The organism is Gemmatimonadales bacterium, assembly GCA_041390145.1.
Taxonomy (GTDB): domain Bacteria; phylum Gemmatimonadota; class Gemmatimonadetes; order Gemmatimonadales; family GWC2-71-9; genus SPDF01.
In genome coordinates, this window is record JAWKQM010000007.1 from 123,048 (window position 1) to 144,133 (window position 21,086).

Here is a 21,086-nt window from a genome sequence, read left to right on the forward strand (position 1 = left end):
TCTGCGAGGAATCATGCGCAAACTTCTGCTTCTTCCCCTTCTCCTCTGGGCCTGTGGTGGAGACAAGGCGCCCAAGATGGATGAGGCCGCCATGGCAGCCCCGGCCGCGCTGACCGCCGCGGATGTTGTTGGCAACTATGCCGGCGTCACCACGATCGACGGTACTGATAGCGTCTCGAACTGGACGTCCATGGCGATGACCAATGCCAACGGCGAGCTGGCCGGTGAGCTGGTGCAGGCACTCGCACCGGATATGGCGATTCCGATGGTGGGCACGCTCTCAGGGGACAGCGTCGTCTGGGTGGGCGGCCCCTTCACGCCGATCGGCGCGGCAGCGGATGCCCCGCAGATGATGTGGAAGGCCGTGGGGCGCGCCAACGGCAATGCCTGGACTGGCACGGTGGTGTGGATGATGGCCGGCGCCGACAGCGTGGTGCAGAGTGGCACCTGGACGGCGACCCGCACGCCCTGAGGGATTCCAGGCACCGGGTAAGACGAGGGCCGGCAGATCATTGCCGGCCCTTTGTCGTCCCGAACCTTCTCCGCGGCGCCGGGTAGAGGAAGGGACTTCCCGTTCAAGGAGTTGCGTTCCGTCCCATGACCGATTCCCCCGCCGTCCCGCAGCCCCAGCGGATCCTCCTCACCGGTGCCACCGGCTACGTCGGGGGGCGACTCCTGCCGCTCCTGGAAGAGCGGGGAGGGCGCATACGGTGCCTGGCCAGACGGCCGGAGGCGCTGACGTCGAGGGTGTCCGCGTTCACTGAGGTGGTGGCGGGCGACGTACTCGATCGCGCGACGCTCGAGCCTGCCCTGCGTGGCATCGACGTCGCCTATTACCTGGTGCACTCCATGGGTGCTACCGGATCGTTCGAGGAGGCCGATCGCGAGGCGGCACGGAACTTCGGCCAGGCGGCGAAAGCGGCGGGTGTGACCCGGATCATCTACCTCGGCGGCCTCGGGAACACGGAGGAAAAGCTTTCCTCGCACCTGCGCAGTCGCCAGGAAGTGGGGGAGATCCTGCGGGAGTCCGGGGTACCGGTGCTGGAATTCCGGGCGTCCATCGTGATCGGGTCAGGGAGCCTCTCCTACGAAATGATCCGCTCCCTGGTGGAACGCCTGCCGGTCATGGTGACGCCCAAATGGGTAAAGGTGCCGGCCCAGCCGATCGCCATCGACGACCTGCTCGCCTACCTGGTGGAAGCGCTCACCCTTCCGGTCTCGGCGTGTCGCATCTACGAGATCGGGGGCGCCGACCGCATGTCGTACGCCGAGGTCATGCAGGTCTATGCGAAGCTTCGCGGCCGGAAGGTCTGGATGATTCCCGTGCCGGTGCTCACGCCCTATCTGTCGAGCCTCTGGCTCGGGCTGGTCACTCCGCTCTACGCGCGGATCGGTCGCAAGCTCCTCGAGAGCGTGGTGCATTCAACAGTCGTCCGGGATGACACCGCGCTCAGGGTGTTCACAGTCCGCCCAATGGGGGTGGCGGACGCTGTCCGGCGCGCCCTCGTGCGGGAGGACCGGGAGATCGCGGCCACGCGCTGGTCCGACGCGCTCTCTTCCGGTGGCGAGCAGCCCTCCTGGGGCGGTGTCCAGTTTGGTCCGCGACTGGTCGACTCCCGGACGATTCGAGTCGCGGTGCCACCCGACCAGGCGTTCCGGCCGATTCAACAGATTGGCGGAGAGACGGGGTGGTACGCGTGGGACTGGCTCTGGCATGTTCGCGGCTTTCTCGACTTGCTGGCCGGCGGCGTCGGGATGCGCCGCGGCCGACCCTCGCCGACGGCGCTGCGGGTCGGTGATGCGGTTGACTTCTGGCGCGTGGAGGCGGTGGAGCCGAACCATCTCCTGCGACTCGCCGCCGAGATGAAGCTGCCGGGCCGGGCCTGGCTGGAGTTCGAGGTGACAGGCGACGCGTCTGGCTCGACGATCCGGCAGACCGCGAGCTTCGACCCGGTGGGGCCGCTCGGCCGCGCCTACTGGTACGCCCTGTATCCGATGCACCAGCTGGTATTCGGTGGGATGTTGCGGGCGATCGCACGGACGGCGGCCCGCACACCCTGAGACTGCCGCAGCCAGGATACGACGAAGGGCCGACGAGACATTGCCGGCCCTTTGTCATCTCCTAGGGCGCCACCGGGAGGCCGTCCGGCGTTCGCAGGATGACCGGTCCGAGGCCCAGTGCCTCGAGGCCCGGTCGGATCTTTTCGGCGTCCCCGACGACCACGATGTACACGTGGTTCGGGTCGATGGTGGTCCACGCCACCCGCTGCACGTCCGCAGCGGTGACCGCCAGGACCTGCTTTACGTAGCTGTCGTACCAGGTCAGAGGAAGGCCGTACGTAGTCACCTCAGCAATCTGGCCCGCCATTTCCCTCGTCGTCTCAAATGCCCCCGGCAGGCCAAAGGCGATGTAGTTCTTCGCCCGGGTGAGTTCCACCTCGCTCACCGGCTGGTCGCGAATGGCGTTGAGTTCCACGAAGAACTCGACCAGTGAACTGTCGGTCACGTTTGTCCGGACCGCGGCGGTGGCCCGGAAGGGGCCCGGAACCGGGTCGTAGCTGAATCCGGACCTGGCCCCATAGGTGTAGCCGCGCGTCTCGCGGAGATTCTGGTTCAGTCGGGAGGAAAAGGAGCCCCCCAGAATGGTGTTCATCACCTCGATCGCTGCATAATCGGGGTCGGTGCGGGAGACACCGGGGCCGCCGATGATGATGACGGATTGCGCCGCGCCGGGCTTGTCGACCAAAAAGATCGCGCGGCCGGCGGGCCGGCTCACCGCCGGTGCCGCCGGCGGCTCGGGTGTCGCCTTCTGAGCGGGCTTCCAGTCGCCGAATCGACGGGCAATCTCCGCTTGTGCCTCCGCCAGGGAGATATCCCCCGTGATGATGAATTCTGCCTGATCAGGCCTGGCCACCCGCTGCCAGAAGTCACGGACCACGGCCGAATCGAGCTGGGCGGTTGCGGAGGAGTCCCCTCCGAGCGGCCGGTGGTAGGGATGCGGATCGGGGAACACGATCGACATGAACGCGAGGCTGGCAAGGCTGCTCGGCTGGTCCCGCTGCTGGAGAATCCTGGCCAGGCGCAGATCCCGTTCCCGGGCGATATCCGCGGCCTTGAACGACGGGTGGAGGACCAGGTCGGCAACGAGGTCCAGTGCCGGCCCGATCGTGCGGCGCGGGGCGTTGAGGGTCACGTAGAGGTAGTTCCAGTCGGCACCGGTGGACAGATCGGCACCGAGAAACGCGGCCTCGGCCGAGATCTCAAAGGCAGTGCGCGATCCCGCGCCTTCGTCGAGCATGCCTGCGGTGAAGGTGGCGAGCCCTGGCATGGTGCCGTCCAGGCGGCCGCCGCCCTTCAGCAGGAGGTTCACCTGGACCAACGGCACCTCTCGCATGGGAACGACCCGAAGAGTGATCCCGTTCGGCAGGCGTGCCTGCTGCACCGCCGGCAGGGCCAGGCCGCTCGGGGGCGGGACGGCCGGAGCCTGGCTCCGGTCGAAGTCCTGCGCCGCCAGAATCGCCGGGCAGAACGCGGCAAGTACGAGGGCACCGGTGAGGGGCTTCACGGTGTTCCCCCGTTCGCCGCGGCCGCGAGTTCCGGCTTGCCCTGGGGTACGACACTCAGCATCACCCGTGGCGCCAGGAGGTATCGTTCCGTCACCCGTTGAATGTCCGCCGCCGTCACGGCCCGATATCGTGCAAGGTCCGCGGCGAATCCGTCGGCCGTGCCCGTCCTCACGTAGTAGCTGTTGAGCATGTCTGCCTTCCGGTTGACCGCCTCCAGTTGTCGCAGCATGTCTGTCTCGGTGGCGTTCATGGCCTGCTCCATTTCCCGCGCGGAAGGCCCCTCCGTGGCCAGCCGGCGGAGCTCATCCTCGATGACGGGCTGCACCTCGGCGAGAGTATGGTTTGGTCGGGCGGTCGCCACGATCCAGAACTGGCCTGCGAGTCGCATCCCGTCCTGATAGCTGGAGACCGAGGAGGCGATCTGCTTGTCGTAGACCAGCGCCTGGGTGAGGCGGCTGGTCTTGTCCCCGGTCAGCAGATAGGCGAGCAACTCCAGCGCCGCGTCGTCGGGCGCAAACGCCGGGGGGGTCGGCCAGACGTCATACACGCGGGGGAGTTGCACCCGGTCCTCCAGCACCCCCACCGTATCCCGGGGCAAGGAGGTGTTCGGTGCGATGCCCCGTTCGATGGCCGGCCCGCGCGGGATCTCTCCGAAATATTTGCGGGCCAGCTGCATCACCTCGGTGGGGTTCACGTCACCCGCAACCACCAACGAGGCATTGTTCGGGGCGTAGTAGCGACGGAAGAACTCCTTCACGTCCTCCGTGGAGGCGGCGGAGAGATCGGCCATCGAGCCGATCACGGGCCAGGAATAAGGGTGGCTTGACGGATAGAGCATCCGGAGGATCGTCTCGGTGGCCAGCCCGTACGGTTGGTTCTCATAGCTCTGCCTGCGCTCGTTCTTCACCACATCACGCTGGAGGTCGACTTTGTCCGGGGTCATGGTGGGGAGCAGCCAACCCATCCGGTCCGCCTCCAGCCAGAGCATGAGCGGCATCGCGGTGGCGGGACCCCACTCGAAATAGTTGGTGCGGTCTTCGGTCGTGGATCCGTTGTTGTCGGCTCCGGCCGCCTCGAGCAGCCGGTCGAACGCGGGGTACTCGGCATTCTCGGAGCCCATGAACATCAGGTGCTCGAATAGATGCGCGAACCCGGTCCGCCCGACCTTCTCATCGCCCGACCCCACGTGGTACCACACATTCACCGAGACGACCGGCACCGAGCGGTCCTCATGGACGATGATCGTGAGCCCGTTGTCGAGGGTGTCCACGGTGACCGGCACGCGAAGGACCGTCGTCTGCGCGGCCACCTGGGGGCCGAGTAGCATGCCGATCAGCAGTCCACAGCCTGAAATGGTTGAACGGATCACGGAAGCGCTCCTGGCGGTTGCATCGATTCGGGGAATTTGAGCCGGCCGCACCAGATTTGGCTAGGGCCTGCCTGCTCCGGGGACCGGATGGCACTCGCACGGCATCGGTGTATGCTTGTGAGGGTTCAGATGAGCATCGCGCCCGAAGGCAGAGGAGCCTGATCGATGACTGCCTCAACAGTGGCACCGAATCGCCGCTCGGCGCACGCCGCCCTGACCGCCGCCGGTGGTCTCGGCATCGTGGCCCTCCTCCTGCCATTCACGCTGGACACCTCGCCCTACGGGGCCCTGACGGAGTGGGGACTCTGGCGCCTGGTGCTCCCGGCGTTCCTCGTGGCGTTCATCCTGCCTGCCTCCCTCCGCTGGATGACGGCCGGTACCTTGTCCGGACGGGCACGAAGCATCGGGTATGCCCTCGCCGCCGGGGCGGCCGTGCTCATCCTCCTCTCTTACCTGCAGCTGGAAGCCTGGCCCGACGGCCCCGCCCAGTGGGTGGCCGTCGTGGGGCCGGTGCTCATTCTCGGGTTCGGCGCGACCCTCCTCGTGCGAACCAGGGGCCCCGGTCGGCTCGGCGGGTACACCCCCATCATGGCACTCCAGGTGGTGTACATCGCGAATGCCATGCTGGCGCTCGGGGCATCCTTCCCCGACTGGCAGGTCGGCGCCTACTGTATCGTGGTCACGATCATGGCGTACGCACTCCAGATCGACCTGGTGCGTCACACGCCTGGTTCCTCCATCGCAGACGCGAGCGGGGACCCGTGATCTGACGGCGCCTGTTCGGTACAGGGATCCGGCCCCTAGCGGAATCTCCTGATACGGGACAGAATTTTTACTATTATTCAAGCCTGGTCTGCCCGTGACGGAATTCACCTGCGATGTCGTGCCTGTCACGTCCACCTTGATGGAGAGCCTCCTATGCCGACGTATATCATCGAACGCGTGGTCCCCGGTGCCGGAAGTCTTTCGATGGCCGATCTCAAGGGCATCAGCCAGAAGTCCTGCAGCGTCCTGTCCGAGCTGGGACCCACTATCCAGTGGCAGCATAGCTACGTGGTCGGCGACATGATCTACTGTGTGTACGACGCGCCCAACGAGGCGATGGTCCGCGAGCATGCGAAGATGGGAGGGTTCCCTGCCAACAAAGTGTCCGAAGTGAAGGTGATCATCAGCCCGAAGACCGCGGACTAGGCGGCGGCCTCGACTCCCACTGGACACGGAGCGCACCTTGGAACTACGCACTCCTGCCGCCGGCCACCGACGATTCGACCAGATGGCTGGTACCTGGGAAGGCGAAGAGACGATGTACCCCTCTCCCTGGGATCCGCAGGGTGGCACCGCGATCGGCCAGACGGTCGGCCGAGTCGCGGTCGGTGGCTTCGCGCTCGTCATCGATTATCAGCAGACGCGAGACGGGGTTGAGACGTTTTCCGGCCACGGTGTCTACACCTTTGACCCGAAGTCAGAGCGCTACGCCATGACCTGGGTCGACTCGATCGGCTCCCCGCCGGAATACTTTATCGGTACATTCACGGACGACGTTCTGGTATTGGGCCACGCTGGGCCCCCGATGCATGTCCGGATGCGCGCAGACTACTCACAACCCGACCGCATCGCATCCTCGATGGAAATGTCGGAGGACGGTCGCAGCTGGAAGAAGCTGTTCGACGCCGACTACCACCGGGTGGGGTAGGGCGGGCATATGCGGGCCGCGTGAATCGAGGCACGACTCTCCTCACAATGGAATCCAGCATGCGAACTCTGCTGTTCGCCGCCGCACTGGTTGCCCCTGTCGTTGCCGCGTCGGCCCAGACACCCGCCGACCCGACCGTGATGGAGCGTTCCGTGGACCAATCTTCATCAACGAACAGCAGGGGCTGATCGAGATGGTCTCGGTCGGGGCCGACGGCCGCCTCTGGGAGATGACTGGCCCGCTCGGCGGGGAGGTCCGCACCACGCCTCCATTCCAGACGGCCGATGGCGGCACCAGCCAGCTCCGCTTCACGCGCTACAACGTGTCGGCCGACGCCTTCGAGTCGAAGATGGAGTACACGGTCGACGGTGGGCAGACGTGGTTGCCGGGGAATCACCAACAATTCCGAAGGGAGGTGTCGCCCCCATGATGTGCTTCCGAGCTGCGACGGTCACGATGGTAGCCGCCGTCCTTTGTCTTGTCGCTCCCCGTGGTGCGGCGGCCCAGTCGATCCCGATGCCGACCGAATGGAGCACTCACTACGCCTGGTTCCTGGTGGCGAATCCAGCGTACGTGAGCCAGGGCGAGGAGGCGGAGGCCGCGCTGACCAACGCCCATATCCAGTACCAGTTGCAGTTGCACGCGGAAGGCCATGCCATCGTCGCCGGCGGGTTTGCGCCGTTGGCGGGTGATCCGGTGATCGGACTGACGGTCCTCCGTGCGGCGACGCAGGAGGCGGCACAGGCGCTCGCTGACGCCGATCCCGCCGTGCGGGCCGGCCGGTTGCTTGCCCGGGTACGGACTTGGTGGGTGCCGACGGAGCAACTGCCCTAGAGTTCGGCACGCGGTGGCTCTGCGGACCGGACTGACGCGTTCCACTTCGCGACTGTGCGAATCCGCCCCGCCCGCTCGTCACGATGGATAGACCATCCATGTGAGCGGGAGCCGCCAATGCGGGATCAGCACCGCAGCAAGCAGGAACTGATCAACGAGAACACCGATCTCCGCAAGCAGGTGGCCGACCTGAAGCAGGCCGCCAGTGAGCGCCGCCGGGTGGAAGACACCTTGCGGCACGATCGCGAACTCCTTCGCGCCCTCCTCGACCAGGCCCCGCATCCCCTCTGTCTCCTCGACAGCAACGCCGTGCCGCTCCTGGTCAACCGCGCGTTTGCCGAGCTGTTGGGGTACCGCTCACCAGGAGAGCTGATCCGTCTGGGCAGCGCACTTGGGCTCGTGTTCGGTGACCCCTCACGTGCAAGTGGGCAACCAGGTGGGATGGCCAGCGAGATCACCTTCCGCCGCAGCGACGGCGGCGCGCTGACCACCCCCGTGCTTTCGACCGTCGTGCCCCGCACCGATCTTCTCGCCATCACGGTGTTGACCAACCAGCAACTGGTCTGAGCCTCGCGGCGGCGTCGTCGAGCGCTAGATTGGAGGGTGGCCACACCCGCGCAGCCTACCCTCGTTCGTGCCCTCGGCCGGCGCGACCTCACTGCCTTTGCCGTCAACCGTGTTATCGGTGGCGGCATCTTCGGCATTCCTGCCATCCTTTACCTCGCCGTCGGCCCCTTCAGTGTGTGGGCCATCGTCCTCGCCGGTCTGGTGGTCCTCGGCGTGACACTCTGCTTCGCCGAAGTGGGCAGCGCCTTCCGGGACACGGGAGGGCCGTATCTCTACGCGTACGAAACATTCGGCCCCGTCGTCGGGTTCGAGATCGGTTGGCTGATGTGGGTGACGCAGCTCGGTGGTTTCGCCGCGGTCACCAACCTCTTTGTCGACTATCTCGGCTGGTTCGCGCCGACTCTCTCGACCGGTCCCTGGCGGATCGCCATCATCACCGGTCTCGTCGTCCTGCTCACCACGATCAACGTCCTCGGCGTGCGGCGCGCCGGAACCGTCAACAACATTGTCACGCTTGCCAAGCTCATCCCGCTCGCCCTGTTCGTGCTCGCCGGGTTGTTCTTCGTCGAGGGGGCCCGGCTGATTCCCTCGGCCGTGCCGGCACCCGCCGCGCTCTCTGGCGCCGTGCTGCTCGCCATCTACGCCTTCAGCGGCTTCGAGGTGCTCGGGGTGCCCAGCGGCGAGGTACGTGATCCGGAACGGACGATTCCGTTCTCCTTCCTGGCCGGTCTCGGCATCGTGGCGCTCGTCTATGTGGGGGTACAGGTGGTGGCGGTGGGGACGCTCCCTGATCTCGGACACTCGGCCCGCCCGCTGGCGGACGCCGCCGAGCGCGTCTTCGGGCCCGTCGGTGCCCTCGTGATGGTCGTCGGCGCACTGCTCTCCACACTCGGAGTTGCGCACGCGATCCTCCTCGGGGCCGGCCGGATGCCGTTCGCCATGGCCGAGCGCCGCCAGCTGCCGGCGCGGATCGCCGCGGTGCACCCGCGCTACCAGACCCCGTACCTGGGCCTCGTGGTGTCGGGAGTGGGCATGCTCCTCTTCACGGTCGTGACCACCTTCGCGTCCGCCGTCTCGATCACGGTGGGCCTGCGGGTCATCGTCTACATCGTGACCTGCGCGGCACTGCCTGTATTGCGCCGCGACGGCACGCGGTCGCCGGCCGCTTTCCGCGCCCCGGCCGGGACCGCCCTGGCAATCGCCTGTGTGCTCGTGTGCCTCGGTTTGCTGGCGTCGCGACCGAGGGGGGATATCATACAACTGGCCGTCGTGCTGGCACTCGGCTGGCTGGCGTGGCTGGCGGCGTCCCGCCGCGGCAACTGACTCTGCTCAGGAGGCGCACATGGGTCGTTCGATTCTTGGTGTCCTCGCCGGACTGGTCGTCGGAATGGTGCTGGTCGCGCTGGTTGAGACGCTCGGCATGCGGTTGATTCCTCCGCCGCCCGGGATGGACCCGACGGATCCCGCATCGATCGCCGCCGCGATGCGGAATCTCCCCGTCGGATCATTCCTCTTTGTCCTCGCCGCGTGGTTCCTGGGCACCGGGGTCGGCGCCAGCACGGCGATGCGGTTCGCCAGAAGCGACGCGCGATGGCCGGGCCTCGTCGTCGGGGGTGTCATCCTGGTGGCCACCCTGTACAATCTCTGGGTCATCCCTCATCCGTTGTGGGTGGCGGTGGTCGGCGTGGTCGGCATCATCCTCATCACGCTCGTGGCTGCCCGGCCGCGCGGCACGGTCACCAGCCCAGGGGAGTGAGCCCGATGACAATCCTGATCCTCCTCGCGGTGGCCGTGGCGATCTACGCCACCGTCACCTTCAACGCCCTGACCCGCCTCCGCCAGCTCACGGACAACGCCTGGGCCGACATTGATGTGCAGCTGAAGCGCCGCCACGATCTCATCCCGTCGCTGGTGGCCACGGTCAAGGGACACGCCGGCTATGAGCGGGGGACCCTCGACGCGGTGGTCGAGGCGCGAAACCGTGCCGTGAGCGCCGGCGGCCCAGCCGCGGCCGGAGAGGCCGAACGGGTGCTGTCCAGCGCCGTGCGGCAGATCTTCGTCCTGGCGGAGGCGTATCCCGAGCTCCAGGCCGGCGAGAGCTACCTGGCGCTGCAGAAGAGCCTGACCGACATCGAGGACCACATCCAGAACGCGCGCCGCTACTACAACGCGGTGGTGCGCGACCGGAACACGAAGGTGCAGCAGTTTCCCTCGAATCTGATCGCGGGGGCGTTCCGGTTCCGGGAGGCGGAGTTCTTCGGCCTGAGCGACCGGGGGGAGGGTGCCGTGCCCACCATCGACCTGGAGGGACCGAAGTGAGGCGGCTCGGGTTCGTCCTCGCCCTCGGCCTCTCCCTCATCGCGACGCCGGGCTCGGCGCAGCGGTCGCTGGCCATCAAGCAGTTCGATGCGCACATCGTCGTCGGCCTGGACGGCACTGTCGACGTGTCCGAGAAGATCACGGTGGCGTTCAGCGGCCAGTGGAACGGGGTCTACCGAACGGTGCCCGTGGAGTACCGGACCCCGCAGGGATTCTCGTGGACCTTGCGGCTGGAGGACATCAGCGCCACCGACGAGAACGGCACGGCGCTCAAGGTGGAGCGTTCACGCGAGCGCCACTACCTGAAGTTGAAGATCTGGGTGCCCGGCGCGAACAACGCCACCAAGGTGGTCGTCCTCCACTACAAGGCGACGAACGGGCTCCGGTTCTTTGAGGATCACGACGAGCTCTACTGGAACATCACCGGCGACGAATGGGACGTGCCGATTGAATCGGTTTCGGCGCGGATCGACCTGCCCCCCACCGTCTCGGGGGTGCGGGCCATTGCGTTTGATGGAGCCTACGGATCCACGTCGCAGAACGCCGAGGTAGCGATCGACGGGTCCGAGGTCACCGTCACCATGGCGCAACCGCTCGGCTTCCACGAGGGCGTGACGGCGGTGGTCGGCTGGAACAAGGGCGTGATTGCCGAGCCCACGTCGGTCGAGCGGGCCACCGGGTTCCTGGCCAGCAACTGGCCGCTGGGCATTCCGGTCCTGGTGTTCTTCGGAATGCTCACCCTCTGGCGCCGGACGGGGCGCGACCCGGAAGAGCGCCCCATCGGGGTGCGGTACGACCCGCCGAAGGGGCTGACCCCCGCCGAGGCGGGGACGATGATCGACGAGAAGGTGGACATGCGTGACATCACCGCCACCATCGTCGACCTGGCGGTGCAGGGCTATCTGAAGATCGAGGAAAAGCAGGAGAACGTCCTTTTCGGGCTCTTCAAGCATCAGGAGTATGTCTTCCATCGGCTGGACCCGAAGCCGGGCGCGCGGCCGCTGGAACGGCACGAGGATTTTGTCCTGGAAGGGATGTTCCGGCACGGGAAACGAACGGTGGAGCTGTCGGACCTCGAAGATGAGTTCTACACCTATCTGTCCCGGATCAAGAACTCCACGTTCGACCGGCTGGTGGATCGCGGGTTGTACCGGTCGCGGCCCGACCGGGTGCGGGCGGCCTGGATGGTGGGGGCCGTGGTGCTCACTTTTCCCGTCGCCATGATCGGCGCCTTCATTGGGGACAAGTTCGGGATGTCCCCGGTGGCCTTCATCCTGGCGGCGGTCATCAGCGGCGTGATCGTCCTCGCCTTCGGCTACTTCATGCCGGCGCGGACGGTGGCGGGTGCGCGCGCCTACGAAGACACTCGCGGCTTCGAGGAGTTCCTCCGTCGGGTGGACAGCGATCGCTATGCACGGGTCGTCAAGACGCCGGAGATGTTCGAGAAGTTCTTGCCCTACGCCATGGCGTTCGGGGTGGAAGCCAAGTGGGCCAAGGCCTTTGACGACATCTACAAGGAGCCACCGACCTGGTACGTGGGGACCAACATGTCAGGGTTCAACGCGCGGAGCTTCTCGTCGCGCATCTCCACCCTCTCCACCCGGGCCGGGAGCACCATGAGTTCCTCGCCTCGGAGCTCCAGCGGGTCGGGGTTCGGGGGCGGCGGATCGTCCGGTGGGGGCGGAGGCGGGGGCGGGGGCGGCGGATTCTGAACGCGCCCGGCGTCTGCCCGGGCAAGGAGGACAACATGCAGGTCGGCATCATCGGCTCCGGCATCGTGGGACAGACACTCGGGCGCGGGTTCCTCGCTCACGGCCACTCCGTCATGCTGGGCACCCGCACCCCCGCCAAGCTGTCGGAGTGGGCAGCGAACACCCCCGGCGGGCGGGTCGGGAGCAGCACCGAGGCCGTCCAGTTCGGCGAGCTGCTGGTCCTGGCGGTCAAGGGCACCGCCGCGCTGCTGGCGCTCCAGTCGGTCGCGGCCGAGGACCTGGCCGGAAAAGTGGTCATCGACGCGACGAACCCGATCGTGGACGGCCTCCCGGAACACGGTCTGCTCCGGTTCTTCACCACGCCGGAAGACTCCCTCATGGAGCGGCTCCAGCGGGAATTTCCCTACACCAGGTTCGTGAAGGCGTTTAACAGCGTCGGGAACGCCCGCATGGTCAACCCCGACTTCCCGCAGGGACCGCCGACCATGTTCATCTGCGGCAGCGACGCCAAGGCGAAGCAGGTCGTCACGTCGGTCCTGGAGCAGTTCGGCTGGGAGAGCGAGGACATGGGGGGCGTGGAGTCCGCGCGCGCCATCGAGCCACTCTGCATCCTCTGGTGCCTTCCGGGGTTCCTCCGCGGCGAGTGGACCCACGCCTTCAAGCTGTTGCGTTAGGGGCCACCATGCCGACGGTCGCGTTCACCGAGAATATTCAGCGCCACGTGGCCTGTCCCCCGACGGAGGTCGCGGGCGGCACGGTGCGCGAGGTGCTCGACGCCGTGTTTGCCGGAAACCCGCTGGCTCGCGGATACGTCCTCGATGAGCAGGGTGAGCTGCGGAAGCACATGGCCATCTTCCTCGACGGCCGAATGGTCCGGGACCGGGGAGGGCTGACCGACCCGGTGCGGCCCGATTCAAAGCTGTACGTCATGCAGGCGCTCTCCGGGGGCTGACCATTCTCCGAACGGAGGTTTCCACGCCATGAGCACGCGTCTCTATGCCGCTACCCGCAAGGGCCTGTTCCAGGTCGAGCGCGGCAAGTCGAGATGGACCGTCAAGAAGACGCACTTCCTCGGCGACAACGCCACCATGATGCTGCCCGACACGCGGGATGGGACAGTCTACGTGGCACTGGGGCATGGGCATTTCGGCGTCAAGCTCCACCGGCTGCGCCAAGGGGCGCGGAAGTGGGAGGAAATCACGACCCCGGCCCTGCCCCCGCGGCCCGAGGGCACGGCGCCGCGCGTGGACCCGATGGGACGCACGATTCCCGACAGTGTGCAGCTGATCTGGGCGCTCGAGCCGGCCGACCCCGCGCGGCCCGGGTCGCTCTGGTGCGGGACGATCCCCGGCGGTCTCTTCCGCTCCGACGACGGGGGTATGACCTGGGAGCTCAATCGCGCGCTCTGGGACCACCCGAAGCGGCTCGAGTGGGTGGGCGGCGGGGCGGACTACCCCGGCATCCACTCGGTCAGCGTGGATCCGCGCGACCCTCGGCGGGTGTTGGTGGGCGTCTCGACCGGCGGGGTCTGGGCCACCACCGACGGGGGCGCCTCCTGGACCATCAGCAGCCACGGGATGCGCGCGGACTATTTCCCCCCGGAACAGACCCACGATCCGCACGTGCAGGATGTGCACCGGCTCGTGCAGTGCCCCGCACAGCCGGCGGAATGGTGGGTACAGCACCACAACGGGATCTTCCGGTCCACCGACGACGCCGCGTCGTGGCGCGAGCTCCAGGTGGCACCATCGTCGTTCGGATTTGCGGTGGTGGTCCATCCACGTGACGGCGGTACGGCCTGGTTCGTCCCAGGCACCAGCGATCAGCGCCGGATCCCCGTGGACGGGCACGTCATCGTGAACCGCACACGCGACGGGGGGAAGACGTTCGAAGCCCTCACCAAGGGGCTGCCGCAGCGACATGCGTACGACATCACCTACCGGCACGGGCTCGACATCGATGCCACCGGCGACCGACTCGCGTTCGGCACCACGACCGGGTCGCTCTGGGTGACGGAAGACCAGGGCGACTCCTGGCAGACGATCTCCGAACACCTTCCGCCGGTGTACTGCGTCCGGTTTGCGGGCCCGGCGTAACGGATGAGGAGGATGCTCGCGGCCGCTGGAGCTGCCATCCTGATCATGTCGCGACCCGTCGCGGCGCAGGACACAACCAGCGCGCCGGCCATCGAACTCGAGGTCGAGCGCATCGCGGGCAGCCAGATGCTCTGGCCGGGCTTCGATCCGCTGGCTATTCCCCTCGCCGTCTACGACGGCCGGCAGACCTGGCTCTTCCGCCATCCATCCCCACCGGCGGGGTTCGTTCCGGTGGCGGGCTCCCTCCCCTCGGCACGTACCTACCCGGGCCGTTATGCCGCCGTCACCTCGAACTCCAGTGCGGAGATCGGCGGGCTTCTGACCGCCACCCTGCTGGTCGACGGCTCGCGTGGGCAGCAGCCGGCAACGACGCTCGCCACCGTGGCGATGCACGAGGCGTTTCACGTCTATCAGCGCCAGCATCATCAGGGGTGGACCGGAAACGAGGGCGATCTCCTGGTCTATCCGGTCACGAACGCCGACCTGCTCGCCGCGCGCCGGCTTGAATCGGAGGCGCTGGCCCGCGCGCTGGCCAATGCCGAGGCCGCGGGGGCCGCCTGCTGGGCCCGGGTGGCGCTGTCCTATCGCCGGGAGCGGTTCGCGGCGATGGATTCCGCGTTCGTGGCCTATGAACGACTGACGGAGCTCAACGAGGGGCTCGCGGCGTACATCCAGCTGCGTGCCGCCGGTGGATCGGCCGTGGCGATCCCCGAAGGGGAATTCCTCCCGGAGGCGGTGCGCCTGCGGGCGTACACGATCGGGCCGGCCTGGGCGATTCTGCTCGATCGGTTGGCACCGGGATGGCGGGAATCGCTGGAATCGAACGATCGACAGTCGCTGGATGGCCTGCTTGACGCCGCGCTGAACGGCCCGGGAGCACCGGCGTCCGCGCCCTGTGCCTTCACGCCCGTGGAGGTCGGTGCCGCCAAGCGGAACGCGCGGATCGACGCGGCCGATGTCACCGCCGGATGGGGGACGCGGCAGCGTGCGTTCGAGACGAAGGAGGGATGGCGCGTGGTGATCCAGTCGGCGCCCGGGCACCCGCTCTGGCCCCAGGGGTTCGATCCGCTCAACATCGATCGGGTGGATGGTGGACTGATCCACACGCGCTTCCTCAAGCTTGGCAATGATGCCGGCCAGATGACGGCGCTCGATGAGGAAGACGCAGACATCGAGTCCCGAACGGCAGGGGTCGGTCCGCACCCGATGTTCAACGGCATCTCCTGGGTGGAAATCGTCCTGCCCGCCCGGCCGATCGTGGAGCGGACCGCCGGGGCCGCGACCATTCGGGGGCCCGGTTTCGTCGCCGAGTTCAAGAACGCGACGGTGGATGACAGCGGCAAGGAAATCCTTGTGCAACTGAACTGAGGAGCGCGTATGCGCCGGATGTGGCCGACTGTATTTGCTCTCCTGATCATGCCGGCGCTGCTCGAAGCGCAGGCGGCGGTGGCGGCTGCGGTCCGCATCATCCCCAGCGACTCCGTCGACGCCGTATTCCCGGCGCGGATGCGGGAGCTCGGAATTCCGGGGGCCTCGGTGACCATCATTCGGAACGGCGAGGTGGCGTTGAATCGGGGGTTCGGGCTGGCCGATGTGGAGCTTGCCGCCCCGGCGCAATCCACCACCCGCTACCGCGTGGGATCCATCGCCAAGCCCTTTACCGCCGTTGCCCTTGGCATCCTCGTGGACGAGGGGCGGCTCGACCTTGATGCCGAGGTGCAGCAGTACGTTCCGACGTTTCCCAGAAAGCCCTGGCCTGTCACCGTCCGACAGTTGGCGGGGCACCAGGCGGGAATTCGGCACTACAAGGATGGGGAGTTCGAGAATCAGCGCTTCTACCCGACCCTGCTCGACGGGCTCCGCATGTTCGAGGATGATTCCTTGTTGTTCGAGCCGGGAACCCGGTACAGTTACTCCTCGTTCGGCTACAATCTCCTCGGCGCCGTCATCGAAGGGGCATCTGGCGTTCCGTACCTCCAGTTCATGCACGACAGGGTCTTCGCCCCGCTTGGCATGAGTGCCACCGTCCCCGACTTTCCCGATAGTATCATCGTGGGCCGCACCAGGTTCTACTCGGGACCTGACGGTGCAGCGCCGCTTCAAAACGCCCCCTATGTCGACAACAGCTACAAGTGGCCGAGTGGTGGCTTTCTCTCCAGCACCGAGGATCTCGCCCGTTTCGGCCAGGCGATGCTGGATGGCAAGCTGCTGACGAGGGGTACGCGTGACATGATGTGGACGCCGATGCGCCTCCGCGACGGCACTGTCACGTCCTATGGTGTTGGGTGGAATGTTGGGACCGACCAGCAGGGCCGGCGCTACGTGGCGCACACGGGTGGGTCCATCGGCGGAATATCCGTCCTGGCACTGTACCCGGACCAGCATCTGGTCGTTGCCATTGCCGTCAATACCGACAAGGGACTCAACGCGTTGGCCGGGCGGGTGGCCACCTGGTACGCGGCGGAAGAGGTCCCGCAATGAGCGCAAACGCTGATGCAGGCTGGCTCGACCTTGGCCCGATCGATGAGCTGAAAGCGACACCGCTCCGGCAAATCACGCTTGGCAAGCTCAAAATCGCCCTGAGTTGTCGGAACGGGGTGTTCGGGGCGGTCTCCGGTGTGTGCAATCACGCCGCCGGCCCCCTCGGCGAAGGTACGCTTGACGGGGAATACATCGTCTGCCCCTGGCACCACTGGAAGTTCCACCGCAGCACCGGCGAGGGGGAACCGGGGTTTGAGGAGGACCGTGTGCCGCGCCACGAAGTACGGGAGGAGGGCGGCCGACTGCTCCTCAACCCCGTACCGGCAAGCAAGCGGCACGCCGCGCCTCATGAGCGACATCCGCTCGAGCGCCCCGTCGTCCGGGAGCCCGGTCCCATCCGCGTCCTCGGCCTCTCCACGACAGCCATGGACGCCAACTTTCCCAGGTATTCGACGTCCGACGCGCTGCTCGAGATTGCGCTGGCGCACGCCGGCACGCTCGGCGCCGAGACGAAGCTCCTCAAGGCCAACGAGCTCAGGGTCCGCAACTGCGAGGGGTATTACTCGAAGAGTGCGCACGCCTGTACCTGGCCCTGTTCCATCACCCAGATGGACTCCAAGGACCAGATGGCCGAGGTCTACGAGGGGCTCATCTTCTGGGCGGACGCCGTCATCGTGGCGTCACCGATTCGCTGGGGGAGTGCCAGTTCCCTCTACTTCAAGTTGATCGAGCGCATGAACTGCATCCAGAACCAGATCACCATCCGGGACCGGGTGCTGATCCGCGACAAGGCGGCGGCGTTCATCATCACGGGAGGGCAGGACAACGTGCAGGCGGTGGCCGGGCAGATGTTGATGTTCTTCTCGGAACTGGGATTCGACTTCCCCCAGTTTCCGTTCATCGCCCATAGCCGCGGGTGGTCGGCGGAGGACATGGAACGGAACGTCGAGGTGGTCCGGGAAAGCTCGGAGTTGCACGAGGGCGCCCGGGCGCTGGCGGCGCGGACGCTGGCCAAGGCCACGGCGCTGGTGGCGGCTGGGCAGGGGGCGGAGCGGACGCCGCGCGGGGGGCGAAAGGCTCACCGGATGACGCGCGCGGACTTGCCCTAGCCGTCGCTGACGAACACCTCGCGCCGCGCCGACCAACGCGCGCCGAGAGCGGTGAGGCCGGCAGCGCCGATGATGCTCTCGGCCATCGGGAACGCGACCTGTTCCTCCTTGGCAAAATGATCCCGGGCCAGGGTTACCGCCTCCAACAGGTCGTCTCGCGCGGCCGACACATCCTGGGACCCCTGGGCGCGCGTCAGCAGCCCGGCAATTGCCGTGTGCTCCGCTTCCATCGTGCTCAGCAGCCCCTCGTCCCCGCCCGCCGACCGCATCCGTTCAAAGAGCAGCGTGTCCTCGAGCTGCGCATGCGATATCAGCGCCGCGGCGAGGAGCGCCGCCTGCTCGCGGACTTCGCCGACCGATGTCGTATGGGGAAGCGTTTCCTCGATGCGGTCGAACTGCGCGTAGAAGGCGCCATGCTCGCCGAGGAGTGCGTCGGTGATCTTCATGGGGTCACCACCACGCGAATGGCGTCGCCACCCCGGAGGGTGTCGAGCGCCTCGGCAATCTGTTCGAGCGGGAACCGGTGGGTCACGAGATCCATGAGACGCACGCTCCCCTGTCGTACCATCTCGATGGCGCGCGGGTAGTCCACGGGACGGCAGCCCAGCGAGCCGATGACCTCGATTTCCCGGAACATCACGCGGCCGGCGTTGAGCGGCAGCGTTTCCGGGCTGTACCCGACCAGCACGAGCCGTCCGCCGGTGGTGAGGCAGTTCAGGGCGGCTTCCTGCGTGACGGCCTTGCCGACCGCCTCGAACGCCACGTTGACGCCGCCGCCACTGAGCGTGCGGATCTCCTTGTCCAGCTTCCTGGTCGTGGCCGCGTTGAACACCGCCGTGGCGCCGAAGCGCTGGGCGGTTTCGAGCTTTGCATCCTTGACGTCCACGGCAATGACTCTCGCCCCGACCGCCGCGGCCACCTGGACCAGCGTGAGTCCCACCCCGCCACACCCGAACACCACCACCCAGTCGCCCGGAATCACCTTGCCGCGCCGGACCACCGCGTGGTAGGGCGTCGTCACGGCATCGGCGATGATCGATCCCTCGACCAGCGGTACGTCGTCGGGCATCGGCACCACGTCCTTGGCGGGGACCGCCACGAACTCCGCGTACCCGCCGTTGATATGATTGCCCAGCATCTGGCTGTTCTCGCAGATGTTCTCGCGCCCCGAGCGGCAGAGCGTGCAGTGCCCGCAGGAGAGCACCGCAGGGATCAGCACCCGGGCGCCCGCCGCGAGCGTGGTGACGCCCCGGCCGACTTCCGAGACGGTTCCCGCCACTTCATGCCCCAGAATGATCGGGGGCGGCTTGAAGGTCGGGGTGCCGTGATCCAGGTAATGGAGGTCGGTATGGCAGACGCCGCACCCCGCCACCTTGACCAGCACCTCGCCGGCCTCTGGCTCTGGCGTCGGGACCTCGGTCAGTTCGAGCGGCTGGTGCGCGGCGTGGAAGACGGCGGCCTTCATGCAGGTCTCCTGGTATACACGACCCGGTAGAGTTGCAGCGCGGCATGGCAGTCGCCGCACTCCTCTCGCAGGTCCTGCGCAGTGGGGAGCTCGAGCCGCACGGCGAATCCGAGCTGCTCATAGAGCTTGACGGATTCATCCAGCCGGGCTCCGACGGCGATGAACCGGCGCTCCCAGCCTTCGGCTTCGAGCGGATCGGGCGCGTCGCCGTCCGGTTCGAGTACCGGCAGCGACCGGCCCATCAGGCGGCCGCGCCTTCAGTGGCGCGCTTGGCGAGGCGCTGCTGGCCAAGCACCGCGGCACCGATGGCCGCCGTGAACTGGGCGAGCGGCTCCGGCGGAACGTTGACGTCCTGCCCCAGTTCCTCGCGGAGCACCCGCACCATGGTGGGGAACCGCATGATGCCGCCCACCAGGGTGATCTCCTGTTCCAGACGCACACGCTTCATCAGTTGGACGGAGCGCGCCACGAGCGACACGACGGCGCCGTGCAGGATGTCGCCCGGGGCACGTCCGCTCGAGACGTGATTGATCACCTCCGATTCGGCAAAGACGGCGCAGACCCCGGAGATGTTGGCGGCATCGGCCGACGCGGCGGCCACCGCCCCGATCTGCTCCGTCCCGAACCCGAGGTACCGGGCGGTCTTCTCGAGGAACGCCCCGGTCCCGGCGGCGCACTTGTCGTTCAGCCGGAAGGCCGCCACCCGGCCCCGGTCGTCGAGCCGGCTCGCCTTCATCGTCTGGCCGCCGACATCCAGCACCGTGCGGGTGTGAGGAAAGAAATGGCGCGTGCCGCGACCCTGGGCGGTGAGGTCGGTGGCGTGCAGGTCGCGGAACGGCACCTGGTAGCGCCCCGCCCCCGTGCTGACGAGATAGGCCACGTCTTCCCGCGTCACATCGGCGTGCCGGAGCAGGGCGGTGTAGGCCTCGGTCGCGGCGGCATCGAGGCGAAAACCCGTGGGGATCATGGCGGTGGCGACCAGCGTGCCATCGTCGGTGAGCAGCGCCGCCTTGGTGTACGTGGACCCAACATCGATGCCGGCGGTCAAGGTGGTCATGAGGCGGCTCCAGCCGGGGCGGTCTGCCCGGCGATGATGCGGTCCATGGCGAAGAGCGCCGCACCGAGCGCGCCCATGTAGTGCGAGTCGTCTCCCACCTGGAGGGGAGTGCCCAGGAGTTCGTTCAGTACCGCAACCATCGCCTCGTTGCGCGCGACGCCGCCGGTGAAGGTGATCCGCTCCTCGACGCCGACCCGCCGCAGCAGCGAGACCGACCGGGCGGCGATGGACCGGTGTACGCCCATCAGGATGTCCTCGATCTTCTTGCCCTTGGCCGCCCATCCCAGCACTTCCGACTCCGCAAAGACGGTGCAGGTCGTGGAGATCTTCACGGGCCGGGTGGCCCGCAGTGCCACGCCCCCGAGCTCGCCGAGCGGAATCTCCAGCGCGAAGGAGGCCGCCTGGAGGAAGCGACCGGTGCCGGCCGCGCACTTGTCGTTCATGCAGAAGTCGAGGACGTCGCCGGACTCCGTCACGCGGATGGCCTTGGTGTCCTGGCCGCCCATGTCGAGCACCGTGCGGGTGCCGGGGAAGAGATGCGCGGCGCCGCGGGCATGGCAGCTGATCTCGGTCACCTGGTCGTTGCCGAAAGTCACCTTGTATCGCCCATACCCCGTGCCGATCACATACCCCACGTCCGCCTCGCGCACGACCCCGTCGTCGAGCGCCGCCTGGAACGCCTCCTGGGCCGCCGTGACCACGTTGGAACCGGTCATGATCAGCGACCGCCCCACGATGCGGCGCGCCTCGTCGATCACGATCGCCTTGGTCTGGGTAGAGCCGACGTCCACGCCGCCACTGTATCGCATGATCTCTCC

The 21,086-nt window shown here is 67.2% G+C and carries 26 protein-coding genes; 19 read left to right on the forward strand and 7 right to left on the reverse strand.

The window, feature by feature from the left end:
• The first annotated feature begins 13 nt into the window (after positions 1 to 13).
• Together R2910_07920 and R2910_07925 are read left to right on the forward strand one after the other, a co-directional pair.
• A complete protein-coding gene (locus R2910_07920; protein MEZ4412892.1) occupies positions 14 to 472 on the forward strand; it encodes a hypothetical protein in 459 nt (152 codons plus the stop codon).
• A 125-nt stretch (positions 473 to 597) separates the two neighbouring features.
• Positions 598 to 2,061, forward strand: a complete 1,464-nt coding sequence (locus R2910_07925; protein ID MEZ4412893.1) for an SDR family oxidoreductase — start codon at positions 598 to 600, stop codon at positions 2,059 to 2,061.
• Positions 2,062 to 2,122: 61 nt separating this feature from the next.
• Here the strand turns inward: R2910_07925 and R2910_07930 are convergent, their stop codons facing one another.
• Positions 2,123 to 3,565, reverse strand: a complete 1,443-nt coding sequence (locus R2910_07930) for a pitrilysin family protein (GenBank protein MEZ4412894.1) — start codon at positions 3,563 to 3,565, stop codon at positions 2,123 to 2,125.
• On the reverse strand, positions 3,562 to 4,935 hold the full coding sequence (locus tag R2910_07935) for a pitrilysin family protein (protein MEZ4412895.1): 1,374 nt from the start codon (positions 4,933 to 4,935) through the stop codon (positions 3,562 to 3,564). The genes R2910_07930 and R2910_07935 overlap by 4 nt, the downstream gene beginning before the upstream one ends.
• 165 nt (positions 4,936 to 5,100) lie before the next feature.
• Here R2910_07935 and R2910_07940 point away from each other — a divergent pair, with 165 nt between their 5' ends.
• The 17 genes from R2910_07940 (at position 5,101) to R2910_08020 (ending at position 17,746) form a co-directional block, all read left to right on the forward strand.
• Positions 5,101 to 5,700 carry a hypothetical protein gene (locus R2910_07940; GenBank protein ID MEZ4412896.1) on the forward strand — a complete coding sequence of 200 codons (600 nt, stop codon included), beginning with the start codon at positions 5,101 to 5,103 and terminating at the stop codon, positions 5,698 to 5,700.
• A 153-nt stretch (positions 5,701 to 5,853) separates the two neighbouring features.
• Entirely contained in the window at positions 5,854 to 6,126 is a 273-nt protein-coding gene (locus R2910_07945) for a DUF4242 domain-containing protein (GenBank protein MEZ4412897.1), read from the forward strand.
• A gap of 37 nt (positions 6,127 to 6,163) precedes the next feature.
• Positions 6,164 to 6,628 (forward strand): DUF1579 family protein, encoded by a 465-nt coding sequence (locus tag R2910_07950; GenBank protein MEZ4412898.1) that lies wholly within the window; start codon positions 6,164 to 6,166, stop codon positions 6,626 to 6,628.
• A 59-nt stretch (positions 6,629 to 6,687) separates the two neighbouring features.
• Positions 6,688 to 6,816 (forward strand): hypothetical protein, encoded by a 129-nt coding sequence (locus R2910_07955; protein ID MEZ4412899.1) that lies wholly within the window; start codon positions 6,688 to 6,690, stop codon positions 6,814 to 6,816.
• 5 nt (positions 6,817 to 6,821) lie between these two features.
• Positions 6,822 to 7,058: a hypothetical protein gene (locus R2910_07960; GenBank protein ID MEZ4412900.1), complete on the forward strand. Its 237-nt coding sequence runs from the start codon at positions 6,822 to 6,824 to the stop codon at positions 7,056 to 7,058.
• An 86-nt stretch (positions 7,059 to 7,144) separates the two neighbouring features.
• The gene (locus R2910_07965; GenBank protein MEZ4412901.1) at positions 7,145 to 7,462 is read left to right on the forward strand and encodes a YciI family protein; all 318 of its coding nucleotides are present in this window, start codon (positions 7,145 to 7,147) and stop codon (positions 7,460 to 7,462) included.
• A 117-nt stretch (positions 7,463 to 7,579) separates the two neighbouring features.
• Positions 7,580 to 8,029, forward strand: a complete 450-nt coding sequence (locus tag R2910_07970; protein MEZ4412902.1) for a PAS domain-containing protein — start codon at positions 7,580 to 7,582, stop codon at positions 8,027 to 8,029.
• A 36-nt stretch (positions 8,030 to 8,065) separates the two neighbouring features.
• Positions 8,066 to 9,352 (forward strand): amino acid permease, encoded by a 1,287-nt coding sequence (locus tag R2910_07975; protein MEZ4412903.1) that lies wholly within the window; start codon positions 8,066 to 8,068, stop codon positions 9,350 to 9,352.
• Positions 9,353 to 9,371: 19 nt separating this feature from the next.
• Complete coding sequence (locus tag R2910_07980; GenBank protein MEZ4412904.1) at positions 9,372 to 9,785, forward strand: hypothetical protein; 414 nt, start codon at positions 9,372 to 9,374, stop codon at positions 9,783 to 9,785.
• 5 nt (positions 9,786 to 9,790) lie between these two features.
• Positions 9,791 to 10,348 (forward strand): LemA family protein, encoded by a 558-nt coding sequence (locus R2910_07985; protein MEZ4412905.1) that lies wholly within the window; start codon positions 9,791 to 9,793, stop codon positions 10,346 to 10,348.
• Positions 10,345 to 12,060: a DUF2207 domain-containing protein gene (locus R2910_07990; GenBank protein MEZ4412906.1), complete on the forward strand. Its 1,716-nt coding sequence runs from the start codon at positions 10,345 to 10,347 to the stop codon at positions 12,058 to 12,060. The genes R2910_07985 and R2910_07990 overlap by 4 nt, the downstream gene beginning before the upstream one ends.
• Before the next feature lie 35 nt (positions 12,061 to 12,095).
• A complete protein-coding gene (locus tag R2910_07995) occupies positions 12,096 to 12,734 on the forward strand; it encodes an NAD(P)-binding domain-containing protein (protein MEZ4412907.1) in 639 nt (212 codons plus the stop codon).
• Positions 12,735 to 12,742: 8 nt separating this feature from the next.
• Positions 12,743 to 13,012, forward strand: a complete 270-nt coding sequence (locus R2910_08000; GenBank protein ID MEZ4412908.1) for a MoaD/ThiS family protein — start codon at positions 12,743 to 12,745, stop codon at positions 13,010 to 13,012.
• Positions 13,013 to 13,040: 28 nt separating this feature from the next.
• A complete protein-coding gene (locus tag R2910_08005; GenBank protein MEZ4412909.1) occupies positions 13,041 to 14,156 on the forward strand; it encodes a hypothetical protein in 1,116 nt (371 codons plus the stop codon).
• Between the two features lie 45 nt (positions 14,157 to 14,201).
• The gene (locus R2910_08010) at positions 14,202 to 15,524 is read left to right on the forward strand and encodes a hypothetical protein (protein MEZ4412910.1); all 1,323 of its coding nucleotides are present in this window, start codon (positions 14,202 to 14,204) and stop codon (positions 15,522 to 15,524) included.
• Between the two features lie 18 nt (positions 15,525 to 15,542).
• Positions 15,543 to 16,637, forward strand: coding sequence for a serine hydrolase domain-containing protein (locus R2910_08015; GenBank protein MEZ4412911.1), 1,095 nt, complete (start codon positions 15,543 to 15,545; stop codon positions 16,635 to 16,637).
• On the forward strand, positions 16,634 to 17,746 hold the full coding sequence (locus tag R2910_08020) for an NAD(P)H-dependent oxidoreductase (GenBank protein ID MEZ4412912.1): 1,113 nt from the start codon (positions 16,634 to 16,636) through the stop codon (positions 17,744 to 17,746). Before R2910_08015 ends, R2910_08020 begins: the two co-directional genes overlap by 4 nt.
• Here R2910_08020 and R2910_08025 read toward each other — a convergent pair.
• Genes R2910_08025 through R2910_08045 form a run of 5 tightly spaced genes read right to left on the reverse strand, consistent with a single transcriptional unit; the run spans position 17,743 to position 21,077 of the window.
• Entirely contained in the window at positions 17,743 to 18,192 is a 450-nt protein-coding gene (locus R2910_08025; protein ID MEZ4412913.1) for a hemerythrin domain-containing protein, read from the reverse strand. The genes R2910_08020 and R2910_08025 overlap by 4 nt on opposite strands.
• Entirely contained in the window at positions 18,189 to 19,211 is a 1,023-nt protein-coding gene (locus R2910_08030) for a zinc-binding dehydrogenase (protein ID MEZ4412914.1), read from the reverse strand. Before R2910_08030 ends, R2910_08025 begins: the two co-directional genes overlap by 4 nt.
• Positions 19,208 to 19,453: a hypothetical protein gene (locus R2910_08035; GenBank protein ID MEZ4412915.1), complete on the reverse strand. Its 246-nt coding sequence runs from the start codon at positions 19,451 to 19,453 to the stop codon at positions 19,208 to 19,210. Before R2910_08035 ends, R2910_08030 begins: the two co-directional genes overlap by 4 nt.
• Positions 19,453 to 20,268, reverse strand: a complete 816-nt coding sequence (locus R2910_08040) for an acyl-CoA dehydratase activase (protein ID MEZ4412916.1) — start codon at positions 20,266 to 20,268, stop codon at positions 19,453 to 19,455. Before R2910_08040 ends, R2910_08035 begins: the two co-directional genes overlap by 1 nt.
• Entirely contained in the window at positions 20,265 to 21,077 is an 813-nt protein-coding gene (locus tag R2910_08045; GenBank protein MEZ4412917.1) for an acyl-CoA dehydratase activase, read from the reverse strand. The genes R2910_08040 and R2910_08045 overlap by 4 nt, the downstream gene beginning before the upstream one ends.
• Positions 21,078 to 21,086 lie beyond the last annotated feature (9 nt).

Excerpts from the sequence above, each read along its gene's own strand:
- R2910_07955 (MEZ4412899.1), top strand. The coding sequence starts at position 6,688 with ATGCGAACTCTGCTGTTCGCCGCCGCACTGGTTGCCCCTGTCGTTGCC.
- R2910_08010 (MEZ4412910.1), top strand. The coding sequence starts at position 14,202 with ATGTCGCGACCCGTCGCGGCGCAGGACACAACCAGCGCGCCGGCCATC.
- R2910_08045 (MEZ4412917.1), bottom strand. The coding sequence starts at position 21,077 with ATGCGATACAGTGGCGGCGTGGACGTCGGCTCTACCCAGACCAAGGCG.
- R2910_07940 (MEZ4412896.1), top strand. The coding sequence starts at position 5,101 with ATGACTGCCTCAACAGTGGCACCGAATCGCCGCTCGGCGCACGCCGCC.
- R2910_07960 (MEZ4412900.1), top strand. The coding sequence starts at position 6,822 with ATGGTCTCGGTCGGGGCCGACGGCCGCCTCTGGGAGATGACTGGCCCG.
- R2910_08030 (MEZ4412914.1), bottom strand. The coding sequence starts at position 19,211 with ATGAAGGCCGCCGTCTTCCACGCCGCGCACCAGCCGCTCGAACTGACC.
- R2910_08015 (MEZ4412911.1), top strand. The coding sequence starts at position 15,543 with ATGTGGCCGACTGTATTTGCTCTCCTGATCATGCCGGCGCTGCTCGAA.
- R2910_07945 (MEZ4412897.1), top strand. The coding sequence starts at position 5,854 with ATGCCGACGTATATCATCGAACGCGTGGTCCCCGGTGCCGGAAGTCTT.
- R2910_07980 (MEZ4412904.1), top strand. The coding sequence starts at position 9,372 with ATGGGTCGTTCGATTCTTGGTGTCCTCGCCGGACTGGTCGTCGGAATG.
- R2910_08035 (MEZ4412915.1), bottom strand. The coding sequence starts at position 19,453 with ATGGGCCGGTCGCTGCCGGTACTCGAACCGGACGGCGACGCGCCCGAT.
- R2910_08040 (MEZ4412916.1), bottom strand. The coding sequence starts at position 20,268 with ATGACCACCTTGACCGCCGGCATCGATGTTGGGTCCACGTACACCAAG.
- R2910_07925 (MEZ4412893.1), top strand. The coding sequence starts at position 598 with ATGACCGATTCCCCCGCCGTCCCGCAGCCCCAGCGGATCCTCCTCACC.
- R2910_08025 (MEZ4412913.1), bottom strand. The coding sequence starts at position 18,192 with ATGAAGATCACCGACGCACTCCTCGGCGAGCATGGCGCCTTCTACGCG.
- R2910_08020 (MEZ4412912.1), top strand. The coding sequence starts at position 16,634 with ATGAGCGCAAACGCTGATGCAGGCTGGCTCGACCTTGGCCCGATCGAT.
- R2910_08005 (MEZ4412909.1), top strand. The coding sequence starts at position 13,041 with ATGAGCACGCGTCTCTATGCCGCTACCCGCAAGGGCCTGTTCCAGGTC.
- R2910_07995 (MEZ4412907.1), top strand. The coding sequence starts at position 12,096 with ATGCAGGTCGGCATCATCGGCTCCGGCATCGTGGGACAGACACTCGGG.
- R2910_07965 (MEZ4412901.1), top strand. The coding sequence starts at position 7,145 with ATGCCGACCGAATGGAGCACTCACTACGCCTGGTTCCTGGTGGCGAAT.
- R2910_07985 (MEZ4412905.1), top strand. The coding sequence starts at position 9,791 with ATGACAATCCTGATCCTCCTCGCGGTGGCCGTGGCGATCTACGCCACC.
- R2910_07970 (MEZ4412902.1), top strand. The coding sequence starts at position 7,580 with ATGCGGGATCAGCACCGCAGCAAGCAGGAACTGATCAACGAGAACACC.
- R2910_08000 (MEZ4412908.1), top strand. The coding sequence starts at position 12,743 with ATGCCGACGGTCGCGTTCACCGAGAATATTCAGCGCCACGTGGCCTGT.
- R2910_07920 (MEZ4412892.1), top strand. The coding sequence starts at position 14 with ATGCGCAAACTTCTGCTTCTTCCCCTTCTCCTCTGGGCCTGTGGTGGA.